The organism is Actibacterium lipolyticum (assembly GCF_900184935.1).
GTDB classification, from domain to species: Bacteria; Pseudomonadota; Alphaproteobacteria; order Rhodobacterales; family Rhodobacteraceae; genus Actibacterium_A; species Actibacterium_A lipolyticum.
This window is the reverse complement of record NZ_FXYE01000010.1, coordinates 1-1,464: the sequence shown is the minus strand read 5'-3', so window position 1 is coordinate 1,464 and position 1,464 is coordinate 1. Positions and strand designations below refer to the sequence as shown.

General features: G+C 61.6%; 1 protein-coding gene. It reads left to right on the top strand.

The window, feature by feature from the left end:
- Positions 1-1,464: CLIPPER-2 domain-containing protein (locus COL8621_RS18920; protein WP_442316373.1), on the top strand; the 1,464-nt coding region annotated here is incomplete at both ends.

Genomic DNA, 1,464 nt, shown 5'->3' with positions numbered 1-1,464 from the left:
CGACTGTAACGCCGCTTGCGCCAGCACCTGCTGTGTCGATGGAGCTGGTGGATGACACCACTGCCTTGTCGACCCCGGTCGCTGAGGGTGATGTTGTGACCTATACCTATACGGTCACCAACGACGGCAACGTGACGCTTGCGCTGGATACGATTGCGCCGATCACACCGACGCTGACCGATGCGGATGGCACGGCGCTGACGCTGACGACGGCCCCTGCCTTTGAGGGCCCGGCCAGCAGCCTTGGGTCTGCCGAAGGCACGCTTCTGCCAGGTGAAGTTGCAACCTATACAGCGACTTACACGCTGACGCAGTCTGACATCGATGCCGGTGGCATCAGCCAGACCGCGACAGTTGACGGCACCGATCCGAACGCGACCGTTGTCTCGGGTACGTCTGACGATCCAGCGGATCTGACGGGCGCGGCTGATGCGACTGTAACGCCGCTTGCGCCAGCACCTGCTGTGTCGATGGAGCTGGTGGATGACACCACTGCCTTGTCGACCCCGGTCGCTGAGGGTGATGTTGTGACCTATACCTATACGGTGACCAACGACGGTAACGTGACGCTTGACGGTGTTGCGATCAGCCCGACGCTGACGGATGCGGATGGCAATGTTCTGACGCTGACCACAGGTCCTGACTTTGGCACGGCCACGTCCGGTTCCGCCGAAGGCACGCTGCTGCCGGGTGAAGTTGCAACCTATACCGCGACCTACATCCTTGAGCAGTCCGACATCGACGCCGGTGGCGTCAGCCAGACAGCCGAGGTGGACGCAACCGACCCAACCGGTGCGCCTTCCAACGCTGTGTCGGATGATCCTGCGGATGCAACAGGCAGCGACGATGCGACTGTGACGCCGCTTGCGCCAGCACCTGCTGTGTCGATGGAACTGGTTGCGGATACGTCTGCGCTTGGTACGCCCGTGGTTGCCGGTGAAGAGATCACCTATACCTACACGGTGTCCAACAACGGCAACGTGACGCTTGACGGTGTTGTGATCAGCCCGACGCTGACGGATGCGGATGGCAATGTTCTGACGCTGACCACAGGTCCTGACTTTGGCACGGCCACGTCCGGTTCTGCCGAAGGCACGCTGCTGCCGGGTGAAGTTGCGACCTATACCGCGACCTACATCCTGGAGCAGTCCGACATCGACGCCGGTGGCGTCAGCCAGACAGCCGAAGTGGACGCAACCGACCCAACCGGTGCGCCTTCCAACGCTGTGTCGGATGACCCTGCGGATGCAACAGGCAGCGACGATGCAACTGTGACGCCGCTTGCGCCAGCACCTGCTGTATCGATGGAACTGGTTGCGGATACGTCTGCGCTTGGCACGCCCGTGGTTGCCGGTGAAGAGATCACCTATACCTACACGGTGTCCAACAACGGCAACGTGACGCTTGACGGTGTTGCGATCAGCCCGACGCTGACGGATGCGGATGGCAATGTTCTGACGCTGA